Here is a 26,076-nt window from a genome sequence, read left to right on the forward strand (position 1 = left end):
GATGGAACTGACGCATCTTTACGATGCCCTCGCACTGGTGACCCAGCCGTTCGTGCTGGGCGTCATTCTGGTGGCGGCCATTTTCGGCCTGTTCGTAGGGGCGGTGCCGGGCCTCAGCGCCACGATGGCGGTGGCCTTGCTGGTGCCCGTTACTTTCTTCATGGACCCCGTGCCAGCCATCGCCATGATGGTGACGGCGACCGCGATGGCCATCACCTCGGGCGACATTCCGGGCTGCCTGTTGCGCATCCCGGGCACGCCATCTTCTGCCGCGTACACGGACGAGGCATACGCCATGACGCGCAAGGGGCTGGCCAACGAGGCCCTCGGTGCAAGCATCGTGTTTTCCTGCATAGGCGGGCTGTTCGGCACCGTGGTGCTGATCACCTGCGCTCCCGTGCTGGCCGAATTCGCGTTGAACTTCTCGTCGTACGAATTTTTCTGGCTGGTCGTGCTGGGGCTGTCCTGCGCCATTTTCATTTCGCCCTCCAGCACGTTGCGCGGCTTCGTCTCGCTGCTGATCGGCCTGTTCCTGGCCTGCGTGGGAATGAACAATCCGGCGGCTTTCCCGCGTTTTACCTTCGGCAACGAGGACCTGCTCAATGGCGTCACGCTGCTGCCCATGATGGTGGGCATGTTCGCGCTGTCGGAAGTGCTGCGCTATGCCACCCATGCCGAGCAGAAACGCATCGACATCAAGGAACGGGTGGGCCATATTTTCACCGGCATGGGCCGGCTGATGCGCAAGTATCCCAAGTCCATCCTGCGCGGCAGTACGCTGGGCCTGATCGTGGGCGCCTTGCCGGGCGCCGGCGCCGATATCGCGGCCTGGATGTCGTACGGCATGAGCAAGCGCTTCTCGCGCGAACCCGAGAAATTTGGCACCGGCCATGTGGAAGGCATCGTGGAAGCGGGCGCGGCCAACAATTCCGCCCTGGCGGGAGCCTGGATCCCCGCTCTGGTGTTCGGCATTCCGGGCGATTCCATCACGGCCATCGTTATCGGGGTCCTGTACATGAAGAACATGGCGCCCGGGCCCATGATCTTCACCAATAGCCCGGTCGAAATGTATGCGGTCTTCGCCGTGTTCGTGCTGGCCAACATCATCATGCTGCCGCTGGGCTACCTGGCGGTGAAAATGGCGAAGAAGGTTCTGAATGTGCCCCGCAATATCCTGATGCCCATCATCCTTATCTTCTGCATCGTCGGGACCTTCGCGATCAACAACAGCGTGTTCGACGTCATGGTGATGCTCGGTGTCGGCGTGCTGGCGTACCTGATGGAAGAGAACGATTTTCCCATCGCGCCGGCCGTGCTGGGCGTGGTCCTGGGCGGCATGCTGGAAGAGAATTTCGTTTTTTCGATGATCAAGGCGGACGGCGATTTCATGATGTTCTTCAGCAGGCCCATCGCATGCGGCCTGGGCATCCTGGCATTGCTGGTGTGGCTGTTTCCCCTGTTCAGGGGAGCCTATCGAATGGCAACCGGCGCGAGGAGGGTACAGGCATGACGGGGCAGCAAAGCTATCCGGCGGAAGCGCTAAGGGATTTCGCGACACGGGTGCTGGAGAAGGCGGGCATGCAGGCGCAGTTGGCCGCCACCGTGGCCGACGTGCTGGTGGAGGGCGATCTGCTCGGCCACACTACGCACGGGTTGGCGCTATTGGCGCCGTATGTCGCGGACATCGAGAAGGGCCAGATGTCCTGCGCCGGCGAGCCGCAGGTATTGTCGGATAAGGGCGCGGCCGTGCTGTGGGATGGCGGGCGGCTGCCCGGGCCCTGGCTGGTCACGCAGGCCATCGAGGCATTGCTGCCGCGCGCGCGGCAATTCGGCGCCGCGACGCTGGTCATACGGCGCAGCCACCACATCGCCTGCCTGGCCAGTTATCTGCTCAAGGCCGTGGAGCAGGACATGTTGATCGTGTTGGCGTCGTCCGACCCTGCCGGCCGGAGCGTGGCGCCCTTCGGCGGCACGGAGGCCGTCTTCACGCCAAATCCGATCGCAGCCGGCATACCGGCCGCCTCGCCGCTGTTGATCGACATCTCGGCGTCGGTCACCACCAACGGCATGTCTTCCCGCTTGGCGCAGCAGGGCAGGCAGTTCGAAGAGGAATGGCTGATCGATGCCCAGGGAAATCCCACGCGTGACCCCGCCACGCTGTTCCAGTCGCCGCCAGGCACCATTCTTCCCGTCGGCGGCCTGTCGGCGGGCCACAAGGGATACGGACTGGCGTTGCTGATCGAGGCCTTGACCGGCGGACTGGCCGGGTATGGCCGCGCCGATGATGCAAGCGGCTGGGGGGCGACCGTCTATCTGAGCCTGTATGACACCGTGGGCTTCTGTGGCAAAGAGGCATTCATGCGGCAAATGGATTGGCTGGCAGACCAGTGCCGCGGCAATCGGCCGCGGCCGGGCGTCGAGGCGGTGCGCCTGCCTGGGGACCGCGCATTGGCGTTGCGCGCGCGGCAACTCGCGCGGGGTGTGGTCCTGGAAGACGTTATCGTCCCTGCCTTGCAGCGGCTGGCGCAGGCCCACGCCGTGCCGTTCCCCACAAGCCGTTGAAACCGTGGCGCCCCGCGCCGAAGGAGAGAACCCGCATGAACCAACTCGACCTGGACGGCCGCGTGGCCGTCGTAACCGGTGCGGCGCGCGGTATCGGCTTCGCCATCGCGCAGCGCACGCTGGCCTCGGGCGGCACGGTCGCCATCTGGGACAGGGACGAGGCACGGATGAGGCAGGCTGAACGGGAATTGTCGGCCGGGTCCCGGGTCAGTACGCACGTCGTAAACCTGGCGGAACCGGGCGCGGTCGAGGCGTCGATGCGCGAGACGCTGGAGCGCCATGGCAAGGTGGACATCCTGGTCAACAATGCCGGCATCACGGGTGGCAACGGCCTGGCCTGGGAACTGGAGCCGAGTGTCTGGCGGGAAGTCATGGACATCAACCTGTTCGGGCCGTACCACACCTGCCGCAGCGTGATACCGCACATGATCGCGCAAGGGTATGGGCGGATCGTCAATATCGCGTCCATCGCCGGCAAGGAGGGTAATCCGAACGCATCGCACTACAGCGCCTCCAAGGCCGCCCTGATCGCATTGACCAAGTCGCTGGGCAAGGAGCTGGCTGGCAAGGGGGTGCTGGTCAACGCGGTGACGCCCGCCGTCGCCCAGACCGAGATGTTCGGGTCCATGACGCAGCAGCACATCGACTACATGCTGTCCAGGATCCCGATGGGACGCTTCGTGCGCGTGGACGAGATCGCCGCCATGGTGTGCTGGCTGTCTTCGCCGGATTGTTCATTCAGCACCGGCGCGGTATTCGACATCTCCGGCGGGCGCGCGACGTATTGATGGCATGTCCGCTGGACCTGTGCGCGGGCACGGACAGGAAGCTCGTATTGTGACCAACCTCGCTGCCCTTGACGGGGCGACCATCGCTTTCGACCTTGACGGAACCCTCGTCGAATCGGCCCCCGACCTGATCAACGCCGTGAACGCCATCCTGGCCACGGAAGGGCTCGTACCCCTGGGCTACGACCAGGGTCGGCCCTTCATCAGCCGTGGAGCGCGGTGGTTGCTGCAGTGGGGCCTCGAGCTGGCCGGAGCGCAAGACCCGGCCGCGCGCACCGCGGCCCTTTTTGGTCATTTCATCAGCTACTACAGCGCCCATGTCGCGGACGAAACCAAGCCCTTCCCGGGCGCGGTCCAGGCCATGGAAATCCTGAAGGCGGCAGGTGCCCGGCTGGTCGTCTGCACCAACAAGCCCACCGGGCTGTCCCGCAGCCTGTTGAGCCAGCTCGACATGCTAAGACTGTTCGACGGCGTCGTGGGCATAGACGCCGTCACGGCTGCCAAGCCCGACCCGGCACATCTGATCGAAGCCGTGGACGCGGTGGGGGGCGATCTGGCGCGCACGATCATGGTGGGCGACGCGGACACCGACGCCGGCGCCGCGAGAGCGGCCGGGACGCCGTTGATACTGGTCGACTTCGGCTATACCGAAATCCCGGCGGCCGAGCTTGCGCCGGACGTGCTGCTGCATCATTTCGATGACCTGGTGGGAGCCTGTGCCGGCCTGCTGGATAAAGGCCGTGGAATCGATCGGCTTGGCGAGGCACGGGCATGACGCGATCGTAACAAGTCGAGTCTAGACATTTCGACGTAAAATCCCATGCCGCCGGGACACATCGGCGCAGTGCCCATATATCCAGGATGCACGTCGATCTCCTGACCCTCTATTTCCTTGCGATCGGAACACTGCTGGCGAGCGCCGGGATGACGTTCTGGGAGCATCGCGCCAATCCGACGCGCGGCCAGGCGTTGCGGATCCTGTCCGCAGGCTATGCAACGCTCGCATTCGGCTGCGTCGCGGTGCTCTTCCGTGGCGCGCTGCCGGCGCCGCTCGGATCCGCTATCAGCAATCTCGTTTTTCTCTCTGGATATCTTCTGGTCCTTGGCGGCGTCGCGTCATTGAGCGGCAGGCGGTACCGCGCCACTTCAGCCGCCCTGCTGATCGCGATGGCACTGGTATGGGCCGTGGCGGGCTCGCGGTGGCACGGTGTGGTGTGGAATTACATCAGCGCGGCGCCGATCGCGATCGCCAGCGGCCTGACGGCTTGGGAGATGCTGCGATGCGCGACCATGAAGCCGCTGGCATCGCGACACATCGTCGTGGTGCTGACCGGCCTGCATGCGTTCATCTATGCTGCCCGCGCCGTCGTACTGCCCGTCCTGGTGGCGGCGCATGGACCGGCGACGCAGGTGCTGGCCAGCCAGATCACCATGTACGAGGGCGTGCTGTACTCGGTCATACTGCCCATGGCCCTGCTCAAGCTCATACGCGACGAAACCCAGGTACAGCTGCTCCGGGAGTCCCAGACAGACTACCTGACCCGTCTTGGCAATCGTCGGTGGTTCTTTGAGGAAGGCGCGCGCGTCCTGAACGACCGGCAGCGGTACAGGTCCGCCGCCGTCCTCGCGTTCGACCTGGACCAGTTCAAGGCGATCAATGACCTGTACGGCCACCAGACGGGCGACAAGGTGTTGAAGTCGTTCGCGGAAATTGCACGTGGCGTGGTGGGCCCCGACACGATCTTCGCGCGTATCGGCGGAGAAGAGTTCGCCGCGCTGTTGGTGGGGGAAGACGCCGTGCGCGCCAGGGGGCTCGGCGAGACCGTGGCGAAGCGCTTCGCCGAAGTCGTACCCAACCAGGTCGAGAGCCATGGGGTCCCGGCAACGGTCAGCATAGGCCTGGCCCATGTCGAAAACGAAGCGCCGGGGCTGGCCGAGGCGCTTGCCGCCGCCGACCGCGCGTTATACCGGGCAAAATCACTGGGCGGCAATCGCCTGGAGCTGGCGCAGGGCCCCGCTTCACCTGGCGGTTGATCTCCAGCGGTTACTACGGCGTTTGCCCGAGTGCCCGTGACGCGATTGCCCCGCCCGGAGTGCTTGCGTCGACATCCGAGCCGGAAGGCCGCCCTCTCCACAAACGCGGGTCTTGTCGCTCCGCGAGACTTCCCAGGCGTTTGACATAAAGCCAACCAACTAGTAGATTGGTGGCATTGCAGGTTTTCACTATTCGAGTCGAGATCTATGAACGCCGAGTTGTCTCCCCGCGCGGTTGAAATCGCGGACCACACGAAGCTGCTGTTGGCGGCCGGTGGGTATCACGGGTTCAGTTATGCCGATGTGTCCGAACGCGTGCACATTGGCAAGGCCAGTATCCATCATCATTTCCCCAGCAAGGCAGATCTCGTCCTTACCGTCGTCGCGCGACACCGCGAACAGGCCCGGGCGGGTATGGCGGCGCTCGATCGGATGGATGACCCGCTGGCGCGGCTGAAGGCCTACACGGATTATTGGTCGCAGTGCATACGCGAGGGCAGCTCTTCCATATGCATTTGCGCGATGCTGGCTGCCGAATTGCCGCAGATTCCCCAAGTGATCGCAGACGAGGTGCGCGGCTATTTCGGCGAGTTGACCGCCTGGCTGGCCAGGACTCTTGCGCAGGGCGCACAAACGGGTCGCTTCCACCTGCGCGACAGCGCCTATATCGAGGCGCAGACCTTCATGTCCATCGTGCATGGGGCGATGCTGACCGCACGGGCTGTCGATAATCCAGAGGTTTTCGCGTCCATCACGCGGACGGCAGTCAGCCGGCTGGCTGGGGCGAATTGACGGCATAGTACCGGGCGAAGTGCCCGGCTTTTTTTAAGGAAAATATCGACCAACTAGTTGGTTTAAATACTGGCGGAACGCATAGGCTGGGACGATGCGCAATGACGACAAGCCCCCAGGACGCCCTGCAGTCGCAGGGTGGATTCGTGGCCGCTACGAGCCGGCTACCCAGACAATCGAAAGGAACACCATGAGCGACAGCAACAGCAGTTTTCCCGGTTCCCGCCAGCAGCAATGGCTCCAGCTGTATTACTACATGAGGGCCGCGTTTTCAGTCGTATGGGTATTCGCGGCCTTTACGCTGGGTCAGCATGCCCCGGCCCTCGCAGCCATCCTGCTCGTGGTCTACCCCGCGTGGGATGCCCTCGCCAACTATGTCGATGCGTCCCGCAGCGGCGGACTGCGAGACAACCGGACGCAAGCCATCAACGTGGTCGTGAGCATTGCGACTGCAGTCGCCGTCGTGGTCGCATTGCAGGAAAGCATGAATTGGGTGCTCGGGGTGTTTGGTGCCTGGGCCATACTGTCCGGCTTGCTTCAGCTTGGCACCGCGATCAGGCGTTGGAAGAGCTTCGGTGCGCAATGGGCAATGGTCCTGAGCGGCGCGCAATCGGCGCTCGCTGGCATGTTCTTCATTGCGCAGGCCGGCAAGCCCGATACGCCATCGATCGCGAACGTGGCAGGCTATGCGGCGGTCGGGGCGCTTTACTTCCTGATCTCGGCGGTATGGTTGTCGGTCAGCGAACTGCGCCGCAAGGCGGCCCGGTCGTCCTAGCATCCGAATCGCGCGTCCTCGGCAGGGCGAAGGAGGCGGCGATACAGATTCATATGCGAGAGCTTTTCTAACACGACTTGCCCATTTATCTGGCTTGCCGCGACCAATACACGGTGGATATCCTGTCGCACTCCTGGATCATCCTCCTGGCCGGCATTCAAGCGACCCCGGCCCTGAATCACGATCCCAACTCCAAGAAGGTCTGCTAAATGGATACCGTGTCCCAGGCGCCGCTGATTCTGATAACGGGTGGAAGTCGGGGCATGGGCGCCGCGACCGCGCGTCTTGCCGCCGCACAGGGTTACGACGTTGCGATCAGCTTTGTCTCCAGCGAATCTGCTGCCCTTGCGGTGGCGGCCGATGTAGAAGCTCTGGGCCGCCGGGCTTTACCCGTGCGCGCGGATAGCGCGGATCCGGAGCAGGTCGCCCGGTTATTCGCGGCGATCGATCGGAAGTTCGGCCGCATCGATGTACTGGTGAACAACGCTGCGGTACTGGCGCGCCAGTCCCGGCTGGAGGATCTGGACTTCGAGCGGATGCGTCGTATCTTTGCCGTCAACTCGATCGGCCCTATCCTGTGCGCGCAGCAAGCGGTGAAGCGGATGGCCTATCGTCACAATGGGCGGGGCGGCGCCGTGATCAATATCTCTTCGGCATCGGCCCGGCTTGGCAGTCCCAACGAGTATGTGGACTACGCTGCATCGAAGGGCGCCGTCGAGACATTCACGACCGGATTTGCAAAGGAGGTCGCCCGGGAGGGCATACGGGTCAACTGCATACGACCTGGGCATATCTATACAGAGATGCACGCCAGCGGGGGGGAGCCGGGACGAGTCGATCGCGTCAAGGACTCCATTCCCATGGGAAGAGGAGGGCAGCCTGAGGAAGTTGCGCGGGCGGTTCTATGGCTGGCCAGCGCGGAGGCTTCTTTCATCACCGGCACATTCCTCGATGTCACTGGCGGCAAGTGAGCGGGCAACGGTCGTTATCCAGCACTATCTGACCCGTCAATACACGCGAGCCTGGGTTTCCAGTAAAAGAGTGGCCTGATGGTGGCAAATCCCACTCGCAGTAGACTGCGTCCTGCGAGACGGCATTCGTCCGTGTCCCCGCTCCTTTACCCCAGGCTCCAATGCAAACCATCGAATTCGACCTCGCGCCCGGCGCTCTCCATATTGAAGTAAACCACCTGCTCAAGGTCACGGGCGTCTGCGATAGCGGTGGCGCCGCCAAGGCCATGGTGGCGGACGGCATGGTCAGCGTGGACGGGGCGGTGGAAACGCGCAAGACGGCGAAGATCCGTGCCGGACAAACGGTGAGCTGCGCGGATGTGCGCATCGTTGTGCGCCAGGGCGCCGAAGCATGAAGCTCAAGCCGTCCAGGAATTCGATTTTCGGGATACTGCTGCGTTCGCCATGGTGGATGAGTGCCGGTATCGCGGTCCTGCTGGTCCTCGGCGCCATTGCGGCGTTGCCCAAGGAGTATTGGGCGATTGGCGTTTTTGCCGCGATACCCTTCGCCGCCATTGCCATCCTGGCCGGCTTGCGTCAATTGCGGACCCCCTCTGCTTCACGCGTTGAAGCGGTCGCCGCGACCGTCGTGGCCATGCCATGGCCGGTATTCTCGAAGGCCATCCAGGCGGGTTTCGAACGCGACGGTTGCCAGGTGGAGCGTTTGAACGAAGCGGGCGCGGACTTCGCCTTGACGAAGAAGGGCCGCATCGCGCTGGTCAGCGCGCAGCGCTGGAAAGCGGCCCGTACAGGTATCGACACGGTCCGCAAGCTGCAAGCCGTCCGTGAGTCACGTGCCGCGCACGAAGCGGTCTACATCGCCCTGGGAGACATCTCTCCTTCGGCGCGGGAGTATGCGGCCGCGCATGGCATATCCTTCATGACCGCGCCGGACCTGGCGAAGCTATTGCGGGGTTCGGGAATCTGACCCCGCCGGCTTTCCGAAACCGCCGGCCACCCAGTCCGATGCGCGTTGCACGCCCAGTTTGTACGTCGGTGGGACATGGACCTGGGCCAACTGCTCGCCGAACTCATCGTACGCGCTCAGCACCGCATACGGCTCGTCTTCGTCGGGGACGATGTCCAGCTTGATGGTCAGGCGGCCCTGGGCGGTATCGACCTTCACGCTCTTGTGCAGCGTTGCATGCAGTTGCTGTTCGTGCCGGCGCAGGACTTCGTTGGCGGTCTTGACCAGGGTGAAGAAGGCAGGCGAGTCGAGCGGCTTCGGGTTCTTCTTGTCGCGTCCCATGGTCCAGGGGCCTACCAGGGCCGGTTCGGATTCGCCGTCCTTGGTCATCTCCACGGCCCAGCCGTCGTCGTCCTCGTTCTTGATTATCCGCGCGGTCCAGCCATCATCACACCAAAGCCGGGGCTCCTGCGTCTTGCGGTCTTCGGGCACATCGCTGTCCGGGATGGGGGTGTCGTTCACTGCGGTATTTCTCCTGCCCTTTGTTCGTCCGTAGACCGTCCCGCATCATACCTACAGTTGCTATCGGCCCGCTGGCGCGCCAGCCCGTTGCCGGAATTCGCCGCGGCGCCTCCACTGGACCGCGATGGCCCAGCGCGCGTCCGGTGCGCCACCGGCGCGCTGCACAAGGTTCCCGGCCTGCGTCCTTTCAAAAGCCGAACTTGCGCGCGGCGTCCAGCGCCAGCCCGGCGCCGATGCTGCCGAACAGGTCGCCTTCGACGTTGCGCACGCCAGGCAGCATCGCGCCTATGCGTTCGCGCAGGCATGAGACCCGGCTGGAACCGCCGGTGAAGAACACGGTGTCCACGGCCGACCTGGCGACGCCGGCCTCGCGCAGCAGGGCGGCGACGCTGCTTTCGATGCGGTCGATCAAGGGCGCCGTGGCCTGGTCCAGGTCGGCGCGCGTTATGGCCAGCGTGCGGTCCGGTGCGATGCGATCCAGGCTGGCCTCGGTGGCCGGCGCGTCGGACAGGTCGATCTTGGCTTGTTCCACCTGCAGCGACAGCCAATGCCCGGCGCGCTCTTTGACCAGCGTAAGCAGCAGCTCTATCTTGTCCCGCTCCGCCGCGTTGGCACGGATGTACGACAGCGTTTCCTGCGCCTTGTTGGTGTAGGCGAAATTGATGGTGTGCCACGACGCAAGGTTGGAGTACGGCGTGGAAGGTACGTCCTTGCCGCTGCGCAACTTGCCGCCGAGCCCGAGCAGCGGCATGAAAGCAGCCAGGTTCAAGTGGCGGTCGAAATCTCCACCCCCGATATGCACGCCACCGTGGGCAAGGATATCTTCGCGGCGGTCGGGCTTGCCGGCGCGCTCCGGCCCCAGGCGGATCAAGGAGAAGTCCGACGTGCCGCCACCGATGTCGATTACCAGCACCAGTTCTTCGCGGGCGATCTGGGACTCGTAATCGAAGGCCGCAGCCAGCGGTTCGTACTGGAAGGCGACGTGCTCGAAACCCACCGCGGCGGCGATTTCGCCCAGGGTCTCCTGGGCGTTGCGATCGGCCGCCTCGTCGCCATCGACAAAAAAGGCCGGCCGGCCCATGACCACGGAAGTGAAGGTACGCCCCGCGGCTGCCTCCGCGCGCGCCTTCAGCCGGGCGATGAAGTGGGTAAGCAGGACCCGGAATGGGACGGCGCGGCCGCCGATCTCCGTATGGCCGTCGATCAGCGAGCTGCCCAGCAGGTTCTTCATGGCGCGCATCAGGCGCCCGTCGTAGCCGGCCAGGTAATCCTCCAGCGCGGCGCGGCCGTAGCTGACGGTGCTGTCTTCTGCGTGGAAGAAGATTGCCGACGGCATCGTCGGGTGGCCGTCTTCCAGGGGCAACAGGGCAGATGCGCCAGGGCGGTACCACCCCACAGCGGAATTGGAGGTGCCGAAGTCGATGCCGCAGGCGCGGGCATGGGCGGAAGGATTCATAAAAATGCGCGCGCCCCGCGGCGAGCCGGCGCGGGGCGCGATGGTGTTGTCAAAGGGCGATTGTACGGCGAGGACTGTATGGATGCCCGGCTTGTCATGCACGCGGGCCGCGCAGCTTGACGATGCCGAAGCCCAGTGCCACCGCCGCGGCCAGGAAGGCGAGGGCGGCCAGCCAGCCGGACCCGGTCATGACATAGACGCCCAGGCCCGCGCCCGCCGCGACGACCGCGCCGAACCATTCCAGCACGTTATCCCAGCCGCCTCCGGCCTTGCGCGGCGTTTTCGCGGCGTGCGGCCGATGCGATTCTTCGCTTTGTGAGGGCATCGGCGGAGCGCCGGTCCTCTTTTTCCGCGGGTCGGGGAAGCGCTCCCGCAGCGCCGCCGGGGGCCAGGCTTCATAACCGGTGCCCGCCAATGTCCAGACCGGGTCCACATCATGCCTCGCAAGCTCGGACCTGATCTGTTCGAGCGCCTTGCCGCCGGGAAGGTTCTCGATCTCCGCGAGGCAGGCGCGCAGCCATGGCTCGGCGTCGGCGGCATCGGGCAGGCCGCGGGTACGGAGCACGATATGGTCCGCGAAGCGCTGCGCTATCAATGTCTCGAAGGATTCGTAAATCGCGCGGTAGCGTTCCCCAATGGCGCCGATGATGGCTTCTCGCCGTGCCGCCAGGCGCGTAATCCCGGTAGCCCGGTCGATGGCAAGGTAGGGGTAGGCGGCCTCGGCGCCAAAGTCCTCCAGGCATTCCTCGCGTTCGACAGCCGAGGCTTCGTCGTCAGCGTCGTACTCGTCGATGAAGCGCGCGTGCCGGATGTCGTCGGCGCCGAAGAGCGCCCGCCAGAAAAGCGGGAAGAAAGCGTTGGCTTCCAGCTCGACGCCATGACCGAAGAAGTCACGCCATTCATTGCGGCTGCCTTCGGGCATCCGGGGCTGTGACGCGCTCGACAGGAAGATGGGATGGGACATGCGCTCCGCTCCGTGTATCGGCTGCCGCGATCTTAGCAAGGACCGGGCAGGCCGCAGTAGTGCCGGGTGGGGACCGGCTCTGCGCGCCGACTACCGGCCTCAATGTGAGGAGACGAACTTCGCCTCCGGAAATGCCGGCGGCAGCGCGAAGCTCTCGCGCAGGCGCTTCGTCTCCGCAGCGGGAGTACGGCCGAAGAGTCGCTTGAACTCGCGGTTGAATTGAGACGGGCTGGCATAGCCGACGGCATGGCATGCGGCTTCCGCGGTCATGCCCTGGCGCACCATCAGCAAGCGGGCCTGATGCAATCGCGTGGATTTCACGTATTGCATCGGCGAAGTACTGGTGATGGCCTTGAAGTGGCTGTGAAACGTGGGAATACTCATCCCGGCCTGGTTCGCCAGGCCAGGGAGGTCCAGCGGCTCCGCATACGTGGCATGGATGCGCTCGAGCGCCTTTCCGATCTTGCCGAATTGTCCTTGCATGGCCAAAGCCGCACGCATTGTGTCGCCCTGCGCGCCGGTGAGAACACGGAAATACAGTTCACGTACCAGCCCCCGTCCAAGTATCGCGGCGTCAAGCGGCTGGTTCATGGCTTCCAGGAAGCGCAGTACAGATGCTCGCATCGACGCGTCCATGGGGCTCGACATCATCGGTTGCGGCGCATCCTGCGACGATGGCGGGCCATGACGATCTATCTGGATCATGAGCTCTGCCGCCACCTGGAAGTCCAGATGCATGTACAGCGCCAGAAGAGGAGACTCCGGCGTCGCGTCGGTTTCCATTGTGAAGGGGACCGGTACCGCGACGGCGAGGTAATGCTGGGCGTCGTAGACATACACCCGGTCACCCAGGAATCCCCGCTTCCTGCCCTGGCAGACGATCACGATGCCCGGATCGTAGAGCACCGGTGTGCGAGTCAACGGCCGGTCCGAACGCAGGATGCGCACATCGGGCAACACGGTCAGGTTGTAGCCTTCCTGCGGGGCGAGCGCGGTCAGCAGCGTCACCATCCGTCGTTGTTCATCGGCATCCGCGCAGGCAACGGGCCACTCGATGCGTTGAGCGCGGGGTCGTGGATTCATAGAATCAGGCAATAAAAACAGAGGTTTATGGCTGATTTCGGGCGAATGTCGAGAATAACATGCAGTTCTCGAAACTGATTCGAAGGGAGCACTTGCGATGTCATCAACCAGAACCATGCTTATCACCGGCGTCAGCAGCGGCTTTGGACGCGCATTGGCGGAGGAAGCGCTGGCCGCGGGATATCGGGTGGTCGGCACGGTGCGGAGCGAGCAGGCGAAGCACGACTTCGAATCGCTCAATGCCGCGCGCGCATTCGGCCGAATACTGGATGTCACCGACTTTGATTCCATCCCGGACGTCGTCAACGATATCGAGGCGAACCTCGGTCCGCTGGACGTGCTGGTGAACAACGCCGGTTACGGTCACGAGGGCGTCATGGAAGAATCTCCCCTGGATGCGATGCGCCGGCAATTCGACGTAAACGTGTTCGGTGCCGTTGCCGTCACGAAGTGCGTGTTGCCGCATATGCGCGAGCGCAGGCATGGCCATATCCTGAACATCACGTCGATGGGCGGCTTTATCACCATGCCTGGCATCGCCTATTACTGCGGCAGCAAATTCGCCTTGGAAGGGATTTCCGAAGTCCTGGGCAAGGAAGTAAGGCAGTTCGGTATCCGCGTGACCGCCGTGGCGCCCGGCTCGTTCCGCACGGACTGGGCAGGCCGGTCGATGGTTCGATCGCCGCGTTCGATCGCGGACTACGACTCCTTGTTCGACCCGATCCGCAAAGGTCGCGAAGAAAAATCCGGCAGGCAACTCGGGGATCCCGTGAAGGCTGCACGCGCGATGTTGTCCATCATCGACGCCGATGAGCCGCCTGCGCATCTGCTGTTGGGAAGTGACGCGCTCGGCATGGTCCGGGAAAAGTTTTCGTTGCTCAGTGCCGAACTCGATGCCTGGGAAAGCGTTACACGGTCCACGGACGGATAGCCGGGAAGGCGCCAGTCGCGCATCGGGGTGTCCGGCGCGTTGACAGCAGGCCGCGTGCGATAGGGATCGTGCAACCGCCGCAATTGGCGCGTACCCACTATGATAGGTCGCGACGGCGCGCGGGCGCCGCACGAGCCGGAGAGCACGTATGGATTACCTGTTATCGCTGACCCAGGACCCTGCCGCCTGGATTGCGCTGGCGACACTGATCGCAATGGAAGTCGTACTGGGCATCGACAACCTGATCTTCATTTCGATCCTCACGAACAAGCTGCCGGCGGCGCAGCAGGCGCGCGGCCGACGCATCGGCATCGGCCTGGCCCTGATCCTGCGGCTGGCGCTGCTTGGCACGGTGGCTTTCATCGTGCAGCTCACGCAGCCGTTGTTCGAGATATTCGGGCGCGGCATCTCCTGGCGCGATCTCATCCTGATCGCCGGCGGCCTGTTCCTGGTTTGGAAGGCGACCAAGGAAATCCATCACCATGTCGATCCCGACCCGGGCGGCGACATATTCGAAGGCAAGGCGGCCACCATCGGGTTTGCCGCGGCCATCGGCCAGATTCTATTGCTGGACCTGGTGTTCTCGATCGACAGCATCATCACCGCGGTAGGCATGACCGAGCATATCCCCATCATGTTCATCGCGGTGATCGTCGCCGTGCTGGTCATGCTGCTGGCCGCCGATCCGCTGGCTCGCTTCATCCAGCGCAATCCCACGGTTGTGATGCTGGCCCTGGGTTTCCTCCTGATGATCGGCATGACGCTGATCGCGGAAGGCTTTGGCGCCCACGTGCCCAAGGGTTACATCTACGCCGCCATGGCGTTTTCCGCCCTGGTCGAAGGCCTGAACCTGATGGCGCGGCGCGCCAAGGACCGACGCGGCGGTGGGGCGGGGGGCCACTGAGCGGAGAGGGCTGGCGCCAAGCCGATCGCCCCCACGCCGACGCCCTCAATGGGCGCTGGCTCGCGCGTAGAACCCGTGCTGGCCCAGTAGCTCTTCGTGCGTCCCACGCTGCGCCAAGGCACCGTTCTGCAGCACCAGGATCAGGTCGGCCTCTTGTATGGTCGACAGCCGGTGCGCGATGACCAGCGTGGTGCGATGCTGCATCAGCACCTGCAACGCACGTCGCACCTGCAGCTCCGAAAGCGTATCGAGGTGCGAAGTCGCCTCATCCAGGATCAGCACCGGCGCGTTCTTCAGGAAGGCGCGCGCGATGGAGATGCGCTGGCGCTGCCCGCCCGACAACTGCATGCCTCGCTCGCCCACGCGCGTCGCCAGGCCTTCCGGCAAGGCAAGGACGAAATCCGCCAAGGCAGCCTGTTCGAGCGCGGCCTGCAACTCGGCCTCGCTGGCGTCGGGGCGCGCCAGGCGGATATTCGCTTCCAGCGTGTCGTTGAACAGGTAAGTGTCCTGCGTGACCAGCGCCACGCATTCGCGCAGTTCGTCGAGATTCAACTCCCGCACGTCAATGCCGCCCAGGCGTACCGTGCCCTGGCCTGGGTCCCAGAAGCGCAGCAGGAGGCTGGCCACGGTACTCTTGCCGGCGCCGGAGGCGCCGACGATGGCCGCCATGGCGCCGGCAGGGACCTGGAAGCTGAGGTCCTTAAGCGTCGGCTCGCGATTACCCGGGTAGGTGAAGCGGACCCGATCGAATTCCAGCGACAAGCCTTCCGCCGCCTGCGGCGCCGTCCGGGGACCATCCGTGACCGGCTCGGGCTCATGGCTGACGACATGCAACCGGCGCGACGCCGCCACGGTGTCGGCCAGTTGGCGGCTTACCTGCGAGATTTCCGATACGGGCAGGAAGGTGGCCAGGGCGATCAGGATCAGCAAGGGCAGCATGCCGGGGGCCAGGGCGCCGGCCGATACGAGCATCGCCCCGACGATGGCCACGGCCAGGCCTCCCGATCCCATCGCGATCTCGAAGCGCGCGGTCTGGGACGAGAGGTCGCGCAGCATGTCCAGCCGCCTCAGGCCATAGCGTTCGGCGAGCAGCAGGAACTGCGCGCGGCGGCGGCCGGTAGCCTGGAAGGCCGTCAGCTCGCCCAGCCCCTGGATGGTGTCGGTCGTGTGGGCGCTCATCTCGCCCAGCGCGGCGCGCGCCTTGTCGCCCAGGGCATCGATGCGGCGGCGGCCGCGGATGGGCGCAAACAGGGCGTAGGCCAGGAAAGGCAGCAACGCCAACGCTACCGGCCAGCTATAGGCCGCCAGGAAACCCAGCACCGTCAAAGGAACCAGTAGCGAGACGATGGCCGGCCCGATGGTATGCGCATAGAAGTACTCGATCATCTCCACGTCCTGCGTCGCCAAGGCGACCAGGTCGCCGGAGCGGCGCTGCAGCAGGTAGGCGGGCGCCAGCCGTTCCAGCTTGTCATAGAGTTTGACGCGCATATCGCCCAGCAGCTGGTAGGCCATGGCATGCGCCAGCCATGACTCCAGCCAGTGGAACAGCGCGGCCAGGGGCGCCGCGATCAGCAGCCCGATGACCAGCCCGCCCGTGGGCCGGCCGTCGCGAATGGCGGCCACCACCAAAGCGCTCAACACACCGACACCGATATAGGCCGCCACGCGGGCTACGCCCAGCACGATGGTCGTCAGCAAGGTGCCGCGCCAAGGGCGCACGACAGCGAGCAGCGTCGCCAAGGTCTCGCGCCAGCCCACGTGATCGGCGTCTTCGTCCAGCGCGCGCGGTGCGGGGCCCGGGCGTGGCGTACCGGCCGCTTCGGTGCCATCCTGCACCACCTGCGTCATTGCGGTTGCAGCCTCCGCCGGCCGGTCCTGGGCCGCCTGGCGGCGCGCGGCATCCTGGTCATGCATCAAGCGGTAGTACAGCCCCTGGCGCGCCATGAGTTCGGCATGGGTACCCTGTTCCACGATGCTGCCGCGATCGAGCACCAGGCAGCGGTCGGCGCCGACCACGCTGGCCAGCCGATGCGCGAGGATCAGTGTCGTACGGCCGGCCATCAAGCGGTCCAGGGCCTGCTGGATGATGGCTTCGTTCTCGGTATCCACCGACGATAGCGCCTCGTCCAGGATCAGGATGGGCGCGTCGCGCAACAAGGCACGCGCGATCGCGATGCGCTGGCGCTGGCCGCCGGAAAGCTGCAAGCCACGTTCGCCGATGCGGGTTGCGTAGCCCTTGGGCAAGGCCTGGATGAAGTCGTCGATATTCGCGGCCCGCGCCGCCGCACGTACCTCTTCGTGCGTGGCATCGGGCCGTCCCAGGCGCAAATTGTCGTCCAGCGTGCCATGGAACAGCGTAATGTCCTGGCTGACCACGGCGATGCGCGATAGCAGGGCCTGTGCATCGAGTTCGCGCACGTCCGTGCCGCCGATGCGCACCGCCCCCTGCTGCGGAATTCCCTCCTGCAGCAGCAGGCGGACGATGGTGGATTTGCCGGCTCCGCTGGGGCCGACGATCCCCACCCGTTCACCCGCCGCGATCCGGAAGCTCAATCCCTGGTGTGCCGGACGTTCCGGCGTGTAGGAGAACGTCACGTGGTCGAATTCGATGGTGGGGTCCAGATGCGTGGGTGCGTGCGCGCCCCGCCGTGCCGCATGCGAACTGGCTGTCGACTCCGCATCCATCAGCGCGTGAATGCTGGCCGCGGCCGACTGGCCCAGCATGCCGCGGTGCAGGACCGCGCGCAGGTCACGCAGGGGACGGAAAATCTCCGTGCCCGCCATCAGGACGATCAGCAGCGCCTCCAGGCTCATCTGGCCCTGGCCGACGCGCCACGCGCCCAGCGTCAGGGCGAGCGCCGCGCCGAGCGCCACGCCCAGGTCGCTGATGCCGCGTGTCAGCAGGCTGACCGACAACACCCACATGGTGCCATCCGACAAGCGGCGTGCGCGTGCGGCCAACCGCCTGCCCCAGGACTTGCCCTGGCCGAAGGACTTCAGCGTGGGCAGGCCCTGCACCGCGTCCAGGAATTCCTCGCCGAAGTCCTTCAACGACTTCGCCCGCTCCAGGCTGGCGCGCTTGTCCAGCATATGCACGGCCATGGGACCGAACAGGGCAAATACGGCCGCGGCCAGGAACACCGCGGCGGTCGGCACGTCCCAGTACGCGATGACTGCGAAGATGGCGAAAGGCGCCGCGGCCGCGATGGCGACCTGGGGCAGGTATTGGCCGAAAAAAGTCTGGAGCTGTTCGACGCCGTCCACCACGGTCAGCATGACGCCGCCGGTGCGCTGGTTGGCGAACCATGCGGGTCCAAGCGCCACGATGCGATCGTAGAGCCGGCCGCGCAATACCTGTTGCACGGTCGCTGCGCAGCGGTTCGCCTGCTGCGTGCGCCAATGATCGAACAGCGCGCGCAGCACCACCATCACGACCGCCGCCCCTGCCGGCGCGGCCCAACGCTGCCATGGATCGCCGGCAAGAACGCGTGCCAGCATCTGGCCCAGGAAGACATAGCGCAGGATGCCCGCTGCCAATGCCAGCAGGCCCAGCAGGATCCCGCCGGCCATGCGCGCCCGCATGCCCTGCGTGAATTGCCACAGCCGGTAATCGAAATACATGCGGATGCCCCTGATTGCCGTGTACGGCGCAATTCCGGCGCCAGAACCGCATAGCGAGGTGGCGTGCCGGCGGTTCAAGCGGACGTTGTCTTCATTCCAAACCCACGCATTGTTGCCGTCGTCGGCCGCGGCGCACTAGTGATAGTTTTTCGATCTTCGGTTGAGTTAAATTACACCCATGGCAAGCCTTCCCAATCGCACACCTCCGCTCGCCGCCCTGCGCGCCTTCGAGGCTGTCGCACGCCTGGGCAGCCTGAGCCGCGCCGCCGCCGAGCTCAACGTGACGAAGAGCGCCGTCAGCCATCAATTGCGCGCGCTGGAGGCCGACCTGGGCGTCGTGCTGCTGCGGCGCGGGGGCACCACCCGGCGGGCGGAAACCACGGACGCCGGAGCCGACCTGCTGTCCTCGGTGCAACAAGCCTTGACCCTGCTGGCAAGCGCCTGCCGCAATGTGCGCGCGGCGGCCAGGGGCCGGCAGCCCCAGCGCCTGAACATTTCGGCGAACCCCTCGCTGGCGGCCTTGTGGCTCGCGCCCCGCATCGGGCGCTTCGTCGAGCTTCACCCGGATATCGACATCCAGGTCTATCTGCACAGCAACCAGGACCCGGCGTGGCAGGAACAGGATATCGACCTGGCTTTCCTGCATATGCGGGACGAAGGGCCGCATCGGCCCGCGGCAGGCGACATTCGGCTGATGACGGAGACGGTAGTGCCGGTATGCAGTCCGGTCCTGGTCGATACCGCCTCGCGGGATGATCCGGCGCTCTTCAGCCGCTGCCGCTGGCTCGAGGAGAAGCACATCGCCAGCCCGGAGACGAGTTGGCGGACCTGGTGGAAGCGCCTGGGCCTGCGCGATGCCGATTGGCAGGAGCCCTTGGTCCTGAGCGGACTGAGCACCGTGGTGTCGGCCGCGGTGGCCGGCGCCGGCATCGCGCTGGGCCGCTCGCCGCTGATCGACGAGGAAGTGGCGCGCGGAGGTTTGGTGCCCTTGATGCCGGCGTTGCGCATGGCGGGATCATGGGGCTATGTCATACGCATGCGACCGGATCGCCCCAACGATGCCGCCCTACCGGCCCTGGTGGAATTCCTGCTGGAAGAAGCCAAGCATGCTGGTTCTTAGCGGGGGCGGGGCTACCGCTGCTGGATCTAACAAGGAGCAGACGGCGAGCCGTGTGGATGTCGCGTCCACAAGCCTATGGCGGTATCCCCGTTCGGACGGTCTAGCGGAGAAACCGCTCGTAGAGCGATGCAATGTAGCCGCTGGGAAAGGGTTTCGTACCCACGCGCACGAAGCCCAGGGACTCATAGTACGCGCATAGACCGGTATTCCGGAGTTCACAGTCCAGCCTTAAGCGATCTCCATCGTTTGCCCGTACCAGATCGGCACACCAGTCGATTGCGTAAACGCCAAGCCCGAGCCCGCGGAAGCCGTCCCGTAGCGAAAGCTTGTGCACGTACCTGGCGTTCCGGTCCTGTGGTCCCCAGTATTCTTCATCTTGCCAGGCGAACGACAGCATCCCCGCCGGCATTCCGTCTTGCTCGATAACGTATAAACCGCCTTGATCCAGCATCCGCTGTGTCGCCTGGACCGTCCACGCGCTGGTGCCCCAAACGTAATCTCCGCGACCCAGCTTATACGCGATCGCCTCGGTTCCAATGACCACCAGATGGGGCAGGTCGGCTTCGGCGGCGCTGCGGATTGCCCTTTTTGTCATCTCTGTGCTGTCCAGGTTGTAATGCCACGCGCCCACGTTCTTCCAAACGGAGGCAGGGGCCGAGAACAAGGCGGAACTGCGCCAGGCAGCATCTTATACGGGTCCGCTTCCAAAAAAGTTCCAGCGCAAAGGCGATCCGCTGAAAGTCGAATGTCAGCCCGAGTCGAATAAATTCCTCCGCTTTCCGCGGGCGTCCTCTGCCCTTATCGTCGTATCTCCAACCTGAAAGGTAGAACGATGGCTGCCATGCACGGCGCTGCCTGGACCGACTTGGACCGCCTGGTCGATGATGCAATGGCATGCTGGGGTGTCCCAGGCGTCGCGGTTGGTGTCGTGGAAGGCGACGACATAATCCTGCTTCGCGGCTATGGCGTGCGTGACGTCGGCAACAATGCGCCGGTAACGACCGCTACCCAGTTCATGATCTGCTCCCTTACCAAATCCATTACCGCGGCGGGCCTGGCACTCCTAGTTGACGAGCGGCGCCTGCGATGGGATACGAAGGTGCGGGCGATACTGCCGGAGTTCGAGCTGCGCGATGCTGCCGCGAGCGCAGAAGCCACGGTTGCGGATTTGCTCACCCACCGCACCGGGCTTCCCGCGCACGATCGGATATGGTCGCCGCCAGGTGAGCGGTCTCGACAACAGATGCTGGAAGCCATGCGCTATCTCGAACCGAGCCGACGGTTCCGCGAGTGTCACCAGTATTCCAACCTGGGTTATGTGGTTGCCGGCATGCTCGCGGAGCGGCTAAGCGGCAAGAGCTGGGAGGCGTTCACGACGCAGCGGCTGCTGTCACCACTGGGGTTCAGCAGTTTCGGATTCTCGAAAGCGGCGCTGGAGTCTGCGCCCGACCACGCCCATCCGCATGAGTGGGATATGCGTAGTGTTCTTCGCGGCAAGCTGTGGCCAATGCAAGCCACGCCTGCCGGCGGCATCAATGCGTCCGTCGCCGATATGGCGCTTTGGCTACGGTTGCTGTTATCACGCGGCCGCGTCGATGGACGCCATGATGACCCCGCATATTGACGTCGGTGAGTCTGAATTCGCGGAGATCGGAAAGATCCAGTACGGGTTCGGACTGTGGTGTGCACATTACCGCGGCAACGCAACGATCTCGCACCCCGGGTCGCAGCCGGGTTGGGGCGCATTCATGACGATGATGCCCGAACGTCGGATCGGTGTGATCGTGCTGACCAATGGGGATTTCAGCCCAGTATGCGCTTTGATTGCCTATGCCACTTATGACCGGCTCCTGGCGCTTGGGTCGCTCGATTGGTTCACTGTATTCCGGAGCAAGCACTTAGCGCTACTGCAGGAGCAGGAGGCTCAAGAGCGTGGTCGCATCGCGAGATATCCAGCGGATCCGCGCGATGATGGACTGACGCCAAATATTGAGGGGATATATCGGCATCCGGCCTATGGCTGCATTTCGATTGTCCAGAAGGCGGCTGGGATGCATTGGGAGTGGCGTGGGCTCGAGGGGCTGCTCGTGCACCATGGCCGGCACTCATACCAGTTGAAGGAGCAGGGCGTGCCCCGATATCCAGCCGGACTTTTCGTCTCTCTGGAGATGAACGCGGAAGGCCAAGTCGTTGCACTGAAGTCGCCACTTGAACCAGTTGTGTCGGACATTGTCTTCCAGCGTGATCTGAACGGGGAAAACCCATGAGCCGCGCTCGGAAGCGGAGGGCCGGGGGCCGGTCCCGGCGTTGTTCGCGGACTATCCCCGCCTTGCCTTACCAGCGACTCTGGCAACTGTCTTTCGGGCTGGCACCTTCCGGGCGGCCGTCTTCGCCGTAACCTTCGTCGCCTTGCGCCCATCGCCTGAAGCCGCTTCCTTCGCCGGCGCGGTTCTTAGCGCCGGCCCCGGTGACTTCCGCTTTGCCGTGTTCGGTTCTTTCGAAGTTTCAGCGCGGTCTTCTACCGCCTTATCGTCGGAGCGCCTGCGCCGCACGGTGTAGCAGGCATTACCCAGGCCCGTACCCACGGTCAGCACGCCCCATCGGCGGACATCGTCCAGGTACGGCAGTTCGGATAGGCCTTGCACGACAGCGTCGTTGTGCAGCACAACCTGCGTCTCCTGGCCGTCGATGGGCGGCAAACGCTTGCACAGCGCGGCCGGCAGATGAAAATTGCGGTGCGCCCAGTCGCCGGGCAGGTTCTGGGTGCCGCGGCTGATGGACCCATCCTGGCGAATCCGTCCGGGGCAGGCCACGCCGATCCAGGGCGCAAGCTCGATCCCTCTCTTCCTGGCGTACTCGATGTGCTTGATGAGCATATCGGCGATGCCCTGGATGACGTGTTCCTTGCGCGTCGTGTTCTCGTCGCGCGCATGGCTCCATTTTTCCGAGATGACGACCTTGGCCTTGCGCGGGTCGCGGTTCTTGGGCAGCCGCACGATGCCGCAGCGTATGTTCGTGCCGCCGATATCGACAGCCAGCATGGCGCGGTAGCGCTCGGCCAGTTCCTCCGGCATCAGGTGCAGCCAGCCGATCAGCCCGCCCTCGTCGGCATGATGATGCAGCAGCCGCAACTGGACATGCACATCGTCGCGGAACAGCCGTTTCGCCACGGCCTCGACCGCCAGGGCGCCGATGTCGCTCTGCTTCAGGCCGCCGCCGATGATCACGCGCTGCACGCCTTTCCACGACTTCTGGCTGAGGAAGCGGCGTATGACCCGCGCCAATTGTTCGGCATAGTCCTCGAGCGCCCCGTGTATCGCCGCGGCCGCCGCGCCTTCGCGCGCCATCAGTTCGTCCAGCTTCTTCTTCGGAATGTCCTCCGACGCCTTGTCGCCCAGGGGGTCCTTGCCGTGCAGGATTTCGAACAGCACGCGCCAGGCGTCCAGGATACCGAGGAAGGCGGGGCGGCTGGCGTTGTCGCCCACGAAGCCTTTATCGTCTCGCAGCGCCACGCTGTAGCTTTCAATCGTAAAGGTGGGGAATTCCAGTGCGCCGTGCAGCAAAGGGCTGTCTGGGTCGGGCATGCTCGCTCCAGTGACGATGGGGTGGGCCGGCTCAGTTCATTGGATCGTACCGGGATTCGCAACCCGCCGCCGTCCTGCATACGGTGGGTGCCGCAGGGTCGCTAGCACGCCGCATGCCAGCTTCGATGACCGGGAAGGTTCCGGTACCACGGGATGCTGCGACCGCCGTACAGGCGGCGCAGGGCCGGAGCAGATTCCGTCGACGGGAATGTAGGAGGGCGGCAGTGCGTCAATGCGCGCCCGCGAACGCTGCGATCGACACCGCGGGACTGAGCGCGAACGATGCCCGCATGTCCCTTGCCTCATCGATCGGCGACCGGCCGAAGAAGCGCTTGAATTCCCGGCTGAACTGGGAGGGGCTTTCGTATCCGACGCGCGCCGACGCCGATGCAGCCGTCAGGCCGTCCCGGATCATCATGAGCCGTGCCTGATGCAGGCGCGTCGACTTGATGTACTGGATGGGCGACGTAAGCGTGACCGCCCGGAAGTTCGCGTGGAAGGCCGGGACGCTCATGCCTGCTTCCTGCGCCAGGCTGCCCACATCGAGCGGCTGGGCGAAGTCGGCGTGGATACGGCGCAGCGCCTTCGCGACCCGCCCGAAGCGGCCCTGGTGTGCCAGCGCGGCCTTCATTGCCGGTCCCTGGCTTCCGGAAAGAACCCGAAAGAAAATCTCCCGCCGGATGGCGGGCCCCAGAATGCGCGCTTCCACCGGCGAGCCCAAGGCCCGCAACAAGCGCAGCGTGGCGTCGGCCAGGTCGCCATCCAAGGGTGTCGATACCATGCCTACGGGGGTCGCCTTGGCGCCCGATGGCGCCATCTCATCGATCGCCAATATCAACTCGGTCAGCTCGGTCAATTCCAGCCGCAGCGAAACGGCGAGCATCGGCTCGGTCTCGCTGGCCTCGGTTTCGGTGGAGAACGGCAGCGGGACCGACAGTACGAGATAGTGCTGCGCGTCGTACACATGGACCGCGTCGCCCAGGAAGCCGAATTTGCGTCCCTGGCACACGATTACGATGCCCGGCTCGTAAAGCACGGGAGTGCGACCCAACGGACGGTTGGATCGCATGAAACGCACGCCGTCCAGCGCGGACTGCGTGTACCCCTCGTTGGGAGCAAGCCGTTCCAGCAGGCTTGCCATTTTCTCGCGGGTCGGGCGATTGGCGGTTGCCACGGCATCTCCTGTGCAGGTCGGGATGTGGGGAATTCTACCGTGCGTATCTGCGCAGCGCGTTCTCGATCGATAGGAATGGGCAAGGTAGGCATCGTCGTGGGTATGGGCGGGGCAGCCCCCGAAACCTAAGATGCCGTTGACGGCCGCGTCATTCGACGGGACTGCCCGAAGCAGGGTCATTTCAGGTCTTCCGTTTGCTTGCGGGAAACCGTGGCTCGCCCCGCGGCTGTCGATTCATCTATCCACACATGGAGAGTTGCACATGGCAGAACAACAGTCCAAGGCGATTCTGGTTACTGGAGCGAGTAGCGGAATCGGCGAGGCGGCGGCACGCATGCTGGCGGCGCAAGGTCATCGCCTGCTTATAGGCGCACGGCGCACGGAACGACTGGCCGAGCTGGCGGCCGAGCTGAAGGCGGCCGGGGGCTCGGTCATCTACCGGGAACTGGATGTGACGTCGGCGGCCAGCGTCAAGGCATTCGCCCAGCAGGCGCTCGATAGCTTTGGGCAAATCGACGTAATCGTGAACAATGCGGGCGTCATGCCGCTGTCACCGCTTCGAGCCATCAAGGTGGACGAATGGGACCGGATGATCGACGTCAACATCCGCGGCGTTCTCCATGGCATCGCGGCTGTATTGCCGGTCATGGAGCGGCAAGGCTTCGGCCAGGTAATCAACATGTCGTCCATAGGTGGCCTTGGCGTTTCGCCGACAGCCGCTGTCTATTGCGCCACCAAATTTGCCGTGCGGGCGATCTCCGACGGCCTGCGCCAGGAAACCGACAAGATCCGCGTTACGGTCATCTGTCCGGGTGTCGTCGAATCGGAGCTGGCCGATTCGATCTCCGACGATACGGCGCGGGAGGCGATGCGTGATTTCAGGCGTGTCGCGTTGGCGGCGGACGCGATCGCACGCGCTGTCTCCTACGCAATCGAGCAACCGGCCAGCGTCGATGTGAGCGAAATCGTCGTTCGCCCCACGGCCAGCCCCTTTTGAGCCTGAGCAAACCACAACTTTCTGGAGATTTCCACCATGAATACGCAAGCATCCGAGGTACTTCCCTTCTCCGGCAAGGTCGCCATCGTGACCGGCGCCGCCAGCGGAATCGGTCTCGCGACGACGGACCTTCTTCACGCGCAAGGCGCCACCGTGATCGCGGTCGACCGGGGCGCGAACGTCGAGGACCTGGCCCGGCCAGGGATACTGCCGCTCGTCGCCGACGTCTCGAAGGAGGAAAGCGCCGTGCGCGCCGTGTCCAGGGCCATCGACCAATGCGGCAGGCTCGACATCCTGGTGAACAACGCCGGAATTATCATCAACAAGCCGCTGGTCGACATGACATTGGACGACTGGAACGGCATCCTGGCTGTCAACGCGACGGGCGCCTTCCTGTTCTCTCGCGAGGCAATGCGCGCGATGGTGCCGGCAAAGTCGGGGGCCATCGTCAATGTTGGTTCGTATGCGTGTTATCAGGCCTTTCCCACGATCTCCGCGTATGCGGCCTCGAAAGGCGCGCTAGCGCAGTTGACGCGCGCCTTGTCGCTGGAAGCGATCGAGCACGGCATACGTGTAAACGCCGTCGGTTCGGGCGACGCGGTGACCAACATTACCAACCACATCCACGCCGATGGGCAGGCCTTCCTGGCCGAGCACGGAAAGAATGCGCCCATCAAGCGTGCCGCTCACCCCAGGGAAATCGCCGAGGTGATCGCATTCCTGGCATCGGAAAAGGCCAGCTACGTGGTCGGCGCCGTGGTGATGGCCGATGGCGGGATGAGCGTGGCGCTCAAGTAAGGCCGGCTTTGCGGCTCCCTATCTCAATGCGACGGCTTCGTCCACTTGTCGACG

General features: G+C 64.5%; 25 protein-coding genes. 17 read left to right on the forward strand and 8 right to left on the reverse strand.

The annotated features are described in order from the left end of the window. Position 1 precedes the first annotated feature (1 nt). The 10 genes from BAU07_RS03400 to BAU07_RS03445 all read left to right on the forward strand — a co-directional run bounded on the left by BAU07_RS03400 (position 2) and on the right by BAU07_RS03445 (position 8,889). Positions 2 to 1,510: a tripartite tricarboxylate transporter permease gene (locus BAU07_RS03400; RefSeq protein ID WP_066654138.1), complete on the forward strand. Its 1,509-nt coding sequence runs from the start codon at positions 2 to 4 to the stop codon at positions 1,508 to 1,510. Further along, entirely contained in the window at positions 1,507 to 2,562 is a 1,056-nt protein-coding gene (locus BAU07_RS03405) for an Ldh family oxidoreductase (protein WP_066654140.1), read from the forward strand. Before BAU07_RS03400 ends, BAU07_RS03405 begins: the two co-directional genes overlap by 4 nt. Before the next feature lie 35 nt (positions 2,563 to 2,597). Next, entirely contained in the window at positions 2,598 to 3,350 is a 753-nt protein-coding gene (locus tag BAU07_RS03410) for an SDR family NAD(P)-dependent oxidoreductase (protein ID WP_066654145.1), read from the forward strand. Positions 3,351 to 3,399: 49 nt separating this feature from the next. After that, positions 3,400 to 4,125, forward strand: a complete 726-nt coding sequence (gene gph / locus BAU07_RS03415) for a phosphoglycolate phosphatase (RefSeq protein ID WP_066654147.1) — start codon at positions 3,400 to 3,402, stop codon at positions 4,123 to 4,125. 86 nt (positions 4,126 to 4,211) lie between these two features. Next, positions 4,212 to 5,384, forward strand: a complete 1,173-nt coding sequence (locus BAU07_RS03420; protein WP_066654148.1) for a GGDEF domain-containing protein — start codon at positions 4,212 to 4,214, stop codon at positions 5,382 to 5,384. 207 nt (positions 5,385 to 5,591) lie between these two features. Further along, on the forward strand, positions 5,592 to 6,176 hold the full coding sequence (locus tag BAU07_RS03425; RefSeq protein WP_066654149.1) for a TetR/AcrR family transcriptional regulator: 585 nt from the start codon (positions 5,592 to 5,594) through the stop codon (positions 6,174 to 6,176). Between the two features lie 190 nt (positions 6,177 to 6,366). Beyond that, a complete protein-coding gene (locus BAU07_RS03430) occupies positions 6,367 to 6,951 on the forward strand; it encodes a DUF308 domain-containing protein (protein ID WP_066654153.1) in 585 nt (194 codons plus the stop codon). Positions 6,952 to 7,160: 209 nt separating this feature from the next. Then, the gene (locus tag BAU07_RS03435; RefSeq protein WP_066654154.1) at positions 7,161 to 7,922 is read left to right on the forward strand and encodes a glucose 1-dehydrogenase; all 762 of its coding nucleotides are present in this window, start codon (positions 7,161 to 7,163) and stop codon (positions 7,920 to 7,922) included. Positions 7,923 to 8,083: 161 nt separating this feature from the next. Further along, positions 8,084 to 8,317, forward strand: a complete 234-nt coding sequence (locus tag BAU07_RS03440) for an RNA-binding S4 domain-containing protein (protein ID WP_066654156.1) — start codon at positions 8,084 to 8,086, stop codon at positions 8,315 to 8,317. After that, positions 8,314 to 8,889 carry a restriction endonuclease gene (locus BAU07_RS03445; RefSeq protein ID WP_066654157.1) on the forward strand — a complete coding sequence of 192 codons (576 nt, stop codon included), beginning with the start codon at positions 8,314 to 8,316 and terminating at the stop codon, positions 8,887 to 8,889. Before BAU07_RS03440 ends, BAU07_RS03445 begins: the two co-directional genes overlap by 4 nt. Here BAU07_RS03445 and BAU07_RS03450 read toward each other — a convergent pair. The 4 genes from BAU07_RS03450 to BAU07_RS03465 all read right to left on the reverse strand — a co-directional run bounded on the left by BAU07_RS03450 (position 8,866) and on the right by BAU07_RS03465 (position 12,821). Continuing rightward, on the reverse strand, positions 8,866 to 9,390 hold the full coding sequence (locus tag BAU07_RS03450; protein ID WP_066654159.1) for a hypothetical protein: 525 nt from the start codon (positions 9,388 to 9,390) through the stop codon (positions 8,866 to 8,868). The genes BAU07_RS03445 and BAU07_RS03450 overlap by 24 nt on opposite strands. Positions 9,391 to 9,577: 187 nt before the next feature. After that, positions 9,578 to 10,846 carry an Hsp70 family protein gene (locus tag BAU07_RS03455; protein ID WP_066664691.1) on the reverse strand — a complete coding sequence of 423 codons (1,269 nt, stop codon included), beginning with the start codon at positions 10,844 to 10,846 and terminating at the stop codon, positions 9,578 to 9,580. Positions 10,847 to 10,940: 94 nt separating this feature from the next. Then, on the reverse strand, positions 10,941 to 11,810 hold the full coding sequence (locus tag BAU07_RS03460; RefSeq protein ID WP_066654161.1) for a hypothetical protein: 870 nt from the start codon (positions 11,808 to 11,810) through the stop codon (positions 10,941 to 10,943). A 99-nt stretch (positions 11,811 to 11,909) separates the two neighbouring features. Beyond that, complete coding sequence (locus BAU07_RS03465; RefSeq protein ID WP_066654163.1) at positions 11,910 to 12,821, reverse strand: AraC family transcriptional regulator; 912 nt, start codon at positions 12,819 to 12,821, stop codon at positions 11,910 to 11,912. A 169-nt stretch (positions 12,822 to 12,990) separates the two neighbouring features. Between BAU07_RS03465 and BAU07_RS03470 the strand changes: the two genes are divergently transcribed. After that, positions 12,991 to 13,824, forward strand: a complete 834-nt coding sequence (locus tag BAU07_RS03470; RefSeq protein ID WP_066654165.1) for an oxidoreductase — start codon at positions 12,991 to 12,993, stop codon at positions 13,822 to 13,824. Between the two features lie 148 nt (positions 13,825 to 13,972). After that, complete coding sequence (locus tag BAU07_RS03475) at positions 13,973 to 14,728, forward strand: TerC family protein (protein WP_066654167.1); 756 nt, start codon at positions 13,973 to 13,975, stop codon at positions 14,726 to 14,728. A 45-nt stretch (positions 14,729 to 14,773) separates the two neighbouring features. Here BAU07_RS03475 and BAU07_RS03480 read toward each other — a convergent pair whose 3' ends face one another. Beyond that, a complete protein-coding gene (locus BAU07_RS03480; RefSeq protein ID WP_066654169.1) occupies positions 14,774 to 18,349 on the reverse strand; it encodes an ABC transporter ATP-binding protein/permease in 3,576 nt (1,191 codons plus the stop codon). Positions 18,350 to 18,527: 178 nt separating this feature from the next. Here BAU07_RS03480 and BAU07_RS03485 point away from each other — a divergent pair, with 178 nt between their 5' ends. Further along, the gene (locus BAU07_RS03485; protein WP_066654171.1) at positions 18,528 to 19,469 is read left to right on the forward strand and encodes a LysR substrate-binding domain-containing protein; all 942 of its coding nucleotides are present in this window, start codon (positions 18,528 to 18,530) and stop codon (positions 19,467 to 19,469) included. Between the two features lie 100 nt (positions 19,470 to 19,569). Here BAU07_RS03485 and BAU07_RS03490 read toward each other — a convergent pair whose 3' ends face one another. Then, entirely contained in the window at positions 19,570 to 20,064 is a 495-nt protein-coding gene (locus BAU07_RS03490) for a GNAT family N-acetyltransferase (protein WP_066664693.1), read from the reverse strand. Positions 20,065 to 20,301: 237 nt separating this feature from the next. Between BAU07_RS03490 and BAU07_RS27650 the strand changes: the two genes are divergently transcribed. Both BAU07_RS27650 and BAU07_RS27655 read left to right on the forward strand, forming a co-directional pair. Further along, the gene (locus BAU07_RS27650; protein WP_066654173.1) at positions 20,302 to 21,093 is read left to right on the forward strand and encodes a serine hydrolase domain-containing protein; all 792 of its coding nucleotides are present in this window, start codon (positions 20,302 to 20,304) and stop codon (positions 21,091 to 21,093) included. Next, a complete protein-coding gene (locus tag BAU07_RS27655; protein WP_198168862.1) occupies positions 21,074 to 21,736 on the forward strand; it encodes a serine hydrolase in 663 nt (220 codons plus the stop codon). Before BAU07_RS27650 ends, BAU07_RS27655 begins: the two co-directional genes overlap by 20 nt. A gap of 51 nt (positions 21,737 to 21,787) precedes the next feature. Here BAU07_RS27655 and BAU07_RS03505 read toward each other — a convergent pair whose 3' ends face one another. Together BAU07_RS03505 and BAU07_RS03510 are read right to left on the reverse strand one after the other, a co-directional pair. Next, positions 21,788 to 23,053 (reverse strand): hypothetical protein, encoded by a 1,266-nt coding sequence (locus BAU07_RS03505; RefSeq protein WP_066654177.1) that lies wholly within the window; start codon positions 23,051 to 23,053, stop codon positions 21,788 to 21,790. Positions 23,054 to 23,282: 229 nt separating this feature from the next. Beyond that, positions 23,283 to 24,194, reverse strand: a complete 912-nt coding sequence (locus tag BAU07_RS03510) for an AraC family transcriptional regulator (RefSeq protein WP_066664695.1) — start codon at positions 24,192 to 24,194, stop codon at positions 23,283 to 23,285. Positions 24,195 to 24,489: 295 nt separating this feature from the next. Between BAU07_RS03510 and BAU07_RS03515 the strand changes: the two genes are divergently transcribed. Further along, positions 24,490 to 25,224 (forward strand): SDR family oxidoreductase, encoded by a 735-nt coding sequence (locus BAU07_RS03515; protein WP_066654179.1) that lies wholly within the window; start codon positions 24,490 to 24,492, stop codon positions 25,222 to 25,224. Between the two features lie 36 nt (positions 25,225 to 25,260). Further along, a complete protein-coding gene (locus BAU07_RS03520; protein WP_066654181.1) occupies positions 25,261 to 26,022 on the forward strand; it encodes an SDR family NAD(P)-dependent oxidoreductase in 762 nt (253 codons plus the stop codon). Positions 26,023 to 26,076: the final 54 nt, after the last annotated feature.

The organism is Bordetella flabilis (assembly GCF_001676725.1).
Lineage (GTDB): Bacteria > Pseudomonadota > Gammaproteobacteria > Burkholderiales > Burkholderiaceae_B > Bordetella_C > Bordetella_C flabilis.